We start from the raw sequence: 6,586 nt of genomic DNA, 5'->3' as shown, positions 1-6,586 counted from the left end.
TGCTACCGCTTCTACACTGATATCAAACGCCGGAAGAACGAAAGCCGCACCTATTTCATTGACAGGATGCAGGAAAAACTGAACGAGAGAATGTTGCGTGATGAGGAGTTGGAGCGGATGAGAAAATAAAAAAATATCCATTACATATGAGAAGACAGGAATACTCGTATCCTGTCTTTTTATTTTCATTTAATTATATATTAATTAGCACAATATATGTGAGTTTTTCATTCCTATAAGGACAAATTTCAGAAACGTATGTCTGGTAAATTATTGAGTCATCATAGTATGAACATATATCATTACTAAAAACAATGAAACAACTTCCATAAGATTGTGGTTGTAAAAATCGCCATTTAATAGCCCGTTTTTTTTGTAAAATTCGCCAATTAAAAAAATATGATTATCTTTGCATTATATTTTATAAGGTATGGAAACAGTAAATAGAATACTTCAAGAGAAGATTACAGCACGAATCGCGCCCAATAAAGCAGTACTGATTTTTGGTGCTCGCCGTGTTGGTAAAACGGTAATGATGCGTAAAATTGTGGACAACTATTCAGGTAGGACGATGATGCTCAACGGCGAAGACTACGACACATTAGCACTATTGGAGAATCGCTCAATAGCCAATTATCGGCATTTATTGGATGGTATTGATTTGCTGGCTATTGATGAGGCACAGAACATACCACAAATCGGTAGTATTCTGAAGTTGATAGTTGATGAAATACCGGGAATAAGTGTCTTGGCAAGTGGTTCTTCGTCATTCGATTTGCTGAATAAGACTGGTGAACCGTTGGTCGGCCGCAGTACGCAATTTCTCCTTACACCATTCTCGCAACGGGAAATCGCACAGACGGAAACGGCACTTGAAACCCGCCAGAACCTCGAAGCGCGCTTGATTTACGGTTCCTATCCCGAAGTAGTAATGATGGAGAACTATGAACGTAAAACAGACTACCTACGTGATATTGTCGGTGCATACCTGCTTAAAGATATCTTAGCAATTGACGGCTTAAAAAATTCGAGCAAGATGCGCGATCTACTGCGATTGATAGCTTTTCAGTTGGGCAGCGAAGTTTCTTACGAAGAGTTAGGTAAACAACTCGGCATGAGCAAGACGACCGTTGAAAAATACCTCGACCTATTGGAAAAGGTCTTCGTTATCTATCGTCTGGGGGCTTATTCGCGTAACCTACGCAAGGAGGTTACAAAAGCTGGCAAGTGGTACTTCTACGACAACGGCATTCGCAATGCCATTATCGGGGCTTTCTCACCGCTGGCCATTCGGCAGGATGTCGGTGCGCTGTGGGAGAACTACATCATCGGAGAGCGGCGCAAAGCGAACTTCAATGAGGGACTGCACAGGGAGTTCTATTTCTGGCGCACCTACGACAAACAGGAAATCGACCTGATTGAGGAGAGTGCCGACAGTCTTACCGCCTTGGAGTTCAAGTGGGGAAATAAAATGCCGGCCGCACCGAAAGCCTTCCAAGAAGCCTATCCCTATGCCGAGTTTCATGTGGTAAATCGGGAGAATTATTTGGAGTTCGTATAATCAATAAATTACGTATATGGAAACAAAACTACAATCCAAACAGCAATATCCGCGGTTTATCCAAAATAAACCGTGTGGTATTGACAAATTCGATGGAGGTTCGCAAGAAAGGTTGGCAAAAACTATTGCTCGCCATTTTTGTCAGAATGATTCATTGGATGAGGAATGTACTTTACCTCGAATTATCGGCATCGAAGGTATTTGGGGATCTGGAAAATCCAACGTGGTTAAAATGTTGGAACGTGAATTATCAGACGACTATTACTTTTTTGAGTATGACGCATGGGGACATCAAGAGGACTTGCAACGCCGCTCTATATTGGAATTGCTTACAAGCAAACTTATTGATGATGGTATCCTATCTGGAAATGCAACAATAAAAGTCAAAGGTGGAGGTACGAAAACCGTATCATGGTCTGAAAAGCTGAAATATTTATTAGCCCGTAAAACGGAGACCGTAACCGAAAAATATCCCCTTATCAGTAATGGTATGGTTGCGGCATTTTTGGTTGCAGTTTTAACTCCGATATTTACATTTATTGCGTATGCAGTAAAACCTACACCCACAACATGGTGGTTTTCTTTATTGTCTATTATCATAGCTGCACTGCCAGTTCTTATTGCATTGTGCGTTTGGAAATGGGCATATAGCAAAGATCATAAATATGGATGGAGTTATATGTTAGCTATTTATCAAGATAAAGTCGAAAAGGACGTTTGCTATGAGACTTTGAGCGAAGACGAACCAACGGTTTACGAGTTCAAAACATGGATGCAAGACATTTCTGATTTTATCAAGGAAAAAGGACAACGTAAATTAGTCCTTGTTTTTGACAACATGGATCGTCTCCCCGCTGAAAAAGTAAAAGAATTATGGTCTTCTATCCATACGTTCTTCGCCGATAGCGGTTTTGAAAATGTTTGGGCTGTTATTCCTTTCGATGAAACACATTTAGCTTGTGCATTCGGAGATGAGACCGACGAACAAACGAAACAACTGACCAAGTATTTTATCAATAAAACTTTCCCTATTGTTTATCGTGTTGCTCCTCCTGTTATTACCGACTATCGAAGTATATTCAACAAACTGTTTGTTGAAGCATTTGGAGAAACAGAAAATGAAGCGAAAGAAACTATAAATCGGATATTCAGATTGGTAAATCCTAATGCCAATGTTAGGGAAATTATATCATATATCAATGAGATGGTCGCTCTTAAACAAGAGTGGTGTAACGAAATTTTGATGATAAACATAGCATTGTTCTGTTTGAAGAAGACGGATATTCTGGCAAATCCAGTAGAACAAATATTGTCCGGCGACTATCTGAATGGCATTCAAACAATAATTAACAATGATCTGCAAACACAACGCGAAATTGCAGCTTTGGTATATGGTGTCGATGTTGAAGATGCTCGACAAATTCCATTGAAAAAATATATTGAAGGCTGCATCAACGGAGAAGAAGACCACGACATAAATCAATATGCAGAGACTAATAAACAATTTGACACTGTATTAGAAGAAGTTATACAATGTATGGACAATGCGCTTATCGATAAGATTATACATTGTTTGCATAAATTAACTCGAAAGAGCGATGTTATTCTGCGTGTATGGCAAAGAATAGCACAATTGAAATTAAAAGAATCCATAGAGAAGCAGGTGTTCCCTGTCGAATACCAAGAACTGCTGTTGCATTTAGACACGGAAAGCCAAAACCATGTGATTGCTCAATTATATAAGAAGATAGTTCGGTTCAATGACTTCAATGGCGGCGACTATTTCAAAACGTTAGATGCAATAGACAGGTTTATTGCGCAAAATAAGTTGGCGTGCGATTTTACGTCATTGATTGAAGCAAAAACAGTCAAGCCAAATACATTTATCGATTATATTCAAGCTGCAAATGCAACAGATGCTGCCTATCGGGATAACGCGACAACTAAAGCATATAAATATTATCAAGTAGCAACAAATTCGGAGGCGCTCGATAATTATTTGGCAAACTTACTACCCGATAATTTCGACCATGCAGATATTGTAAAAACGTTAAAAGATAATTCTACCTATACGTTTCCAACGCTTTTGCAAGCGATCACGAATTGCATTGATGAACAGAATGTAAATAAAGATAATATAGGGGCTATATTTACAACCTATCGTTTATTGGCATCTGACGAAGAAAGACCTTTACCTGTAACGTTAGATTCAACCTACATAAATCAGTTGCATTCTGAATTAGAAACTGATGGCCGAAACATTAAAGAGTCTGGATATTACGATTTAGTCGCCATGCAATTGGCACATGGTCATTCCGTTTCCTTAATAGAGGGTGGAGATATAAAATATGTTGCAGAACTCATGGACTATTATGTGGATCATGGAGACTTATTAGTAAATAGTGTGGGATGGAATATACCGCTATTAAATGAAACACTACAATACATGGTAAATCATAAACTTGGCTATAAATTATTGCTCTCAGACATATTGCCCCAATTTGAAGATATTAAGAACAGAATAGGTGTAACGGATGAGGTATTTATCGAGCATTTAGCAGAGTGGAATACCGATTTGGATAAGTATATCACTAAGAACAATATTAAAGATGTAATTCCTGACGCATCTTTTTACGATTTGACCACTAAAATAAGCAATGTCCTGACCGATCATATCAATAAAATAGCGTTCGAAGCGTTGTCTGAAATAAGTGTTGATACATTATACGCCCAAAGAACAGCACATACATCATATTATTGGTTTGTCGCAATAAAACATTTACTGGCTAAAATCAAATCCTTGCCAGATAACTTGACTGAATTTGGCAAAAAGATTCTGATGGATATTGCTTCTGGAACTCAAAGTTTGAATCCTTTCCCTAATTGTTTCAAGAATATAGTTGAAAGATTGGATAAACGAAAAATTAAATCGACAGTTACCGATATAAGAAATGATTTCTGCATCGGTAAAAAGACTATCAATGCAATAAAGTTTCAATTTTTCGAAACATGGCTTAGATCGCATGGTAATTTGAAAAGTCAAGCTGGAGACGTTATTGATAAAATAGTGAAACCTGTAATTTCCGATGGGGCATGCCGTTCATTGATTCTGCAAAACAAAGATTTTTATATGGATTTAATAAATACAGCAGGGGATGATGCTTATGAATTGAAAAAGAGTCTCCGAAACCTCATACAAAAAGATTCAGATCCGCAATTGGTTAAATTTGTCAATTCGATAGATTCAGTACCTGAGGTTGAAACCGCGTAAGTATTTGTCTAACAAGTCCGAATTTTACGATTTTACCCGTCAGAACTGAAGTGCCCCCCAAAAAAATTGTATCCAACTTTTGGGGGTCACTTCAAACTTCGATAGGGATAATTTTCAATTTTGGGGACTTGTTAGACAGTCTCATTATCTGGTAGCAGTTTACACAGCACCGGATCGTTTTTGATACGCTCCAGTTCCTCCTGCACAATCTGCTTCACCTCTTCCTTGATGCGCCGGTAGTTCGCCTGCACCGTTTCCTTCATGCGGTCGTTGCCGTCCTCGTCCGTGAAGTTTGTAATGACGGGAATTTTCTTGTAGGCACTTTCTTCCCGTTTCACCTTTTCGGCATCCACCACAATCTCGCAATGAAAAATCTTCTGCTCGATACGCTCGTTGAAGTTGTCGGATACAGAACCGACAAACATTCCCTGCGTAAGCCCGGAAATCTTACTCGGTGGAATGAGCGCGTCCATCTGCGTGTTGATGGAGGTGGAAACATCCTGCCGGTTGATGGAGATGGACTGCCGTTTCTGCAACACCTTACCGAACCGCTCGGAGAGCGTCTTGGCTGTTTCCCCCACCACCTGACCGGAGAAAATATTGCCGACAGTGTTCATCACCACTTTCGCCTCTTTGTCCCCGTAGTCACGCACTAACTGGCTGAAATCCTGAAAGCCCAGACACACGGCAACCTTGTTGCTTCGGGCGGTAGCTATAAGATTGTCCAACCCTTTGAAGTATATTGTGGGCAACTCGTCGATGATGACCGATGACTTCAGCATCCCCTTCTTGTTGATGAGCTTCACGATACGGGAATTATACAGACCGAGTGCCGCACCGTAGATATTCTGACGGTCGGGATTGTTACCCACGCAGAGGATTTTCGGCTCTTCGGGATTGTTGATGTCCAGCGTAAACTCGCTGTCTGACATCACCCAGTAGAGCTGCGGTGAAATCATCCTCGAAAGCGGGATTTTTGCCGACGCTATCTGACCCATGAGCTGCTCCGCAGCCCCTCCAAGCCACGCATCCATGAACGGCGAAAGGTAGTTCTCCAGCTCCGGATAAGAGGTCAGTATCGGAAATATATCCTCGTAACGGCGGTTCAGAAACTCGATAGCATGGGGAAACGTGCAAAACTTCCCGTTCTGATAGATTTTGAGATACCAGATAATACTGGCAAACAGAATGATAGGTGACTCCACGAAGAAGTCGCCCTGCTTTTGCACCCACGTTTTATTGAGGTTGAGCATTATTGTGTAGGCACTCTCATAGGCATCCGTAATATCTTCCATAAAATCCGGGTGAATGGGATTGCACCGATGAGAGCGTCGCGGGTCGTCGAAGTTGATCACATAGAACTTCGGCTTTACCTTGTAGCCGTCCGGGTGGTTCAGCAAATGGTTGTAGGCAATAGTAGATAGGTCGGGATACTTGAAATCGTAGATGTATTGACTAAAGCCCTTTTCAATCTGTTGCTTGATAAAATTGTTTACCACGGCATAGGACTTGCCGCTGCCCGGCGTACCCAACACGATGGACGCACGGAAGGGATTAACTACATTGATCCAACCGTTGTTCCAGCGTTTCCTGTAATAGAAACGTGTCGGCAGATTGACCGAATACTCGCTTTCGATAAGCCTCGTTTCCTGCATGAAACTCTCGTTCTCGTTGTTGAAAACATCCTCCATCAAATTGTGTTTCAACAGGCGGCTCATCCACAGACCACCCATCAACAGGCAGACATAGCCCGT

4 protein-coding genes are annotated in these 6,586 nt (G+C 40.9%); 3 read left to right on the top strand and 1 reads right to left on the bottom strand.

Annotated features, from left to right (window positions below):
* The 3 genes from DW947_RS21050 to DW947_RS21040 form a co-directional block, all read left to right on the top strand.
* The coding region (locus tag DW947_RS21050) for an RteC domain-containing protein (RefSeq protein WP_207804813.1) at positions 1–129 on the top strand (129 nt) is incomplete at its 5' end.
* A gap of 301 nt (positions 130–430) precedes the next feature.
* Positions 431–1,561, top strand: coding sequence for an ATP-binding protein (locus DW947_RS21045; RefSeq protein ID WP_004291480.1), 1,131 nt, complete (start codon positions 431–433; stop codon positions 1,559–1,561).
* A 16-nt stretch (positions 1,562–1,577) separates the two neighbouring features.
* Positions 1,578–4,832: a P-loop NTPase fold protein gene (locus DW947_RS21040; protein ID WP_004291481.1), complete on the top strand. Its 3,255-nt coding sequence runs from the start codon at positions 1,578–1,580 to the stop codon at positions 4,830–4,832.
* A gap of 131 nt (positions 4,833–4,963) precedes the next feature.
* On the opposite strand, the gene mobC is transcribed toward DW947_RS21040, so the two are convergent.
* A partial coding sequence (gene mobC, locus DW947_RS21035; protein WP_119958624.1) for a conjugal transfer protein MobC occupies positions 4,964–6,586 on the bottom strand: 1,623 nt, incomplete at its 5' end.

This window comes from Bacteroides sp. AM44-19, assembly GCF_003603395.1.
GTDB classification, from domain to species: Bacteria; Bacteroidota; Bacteroidia; order Bacteroidales; family Bacteroidaceae; genus Bacteroides; species Bacteroides uniformis.
Note: the sequence above shows the minus strand (reverse complement) of the source record. Positions and strands in the feature narration are given on the sequence as shown.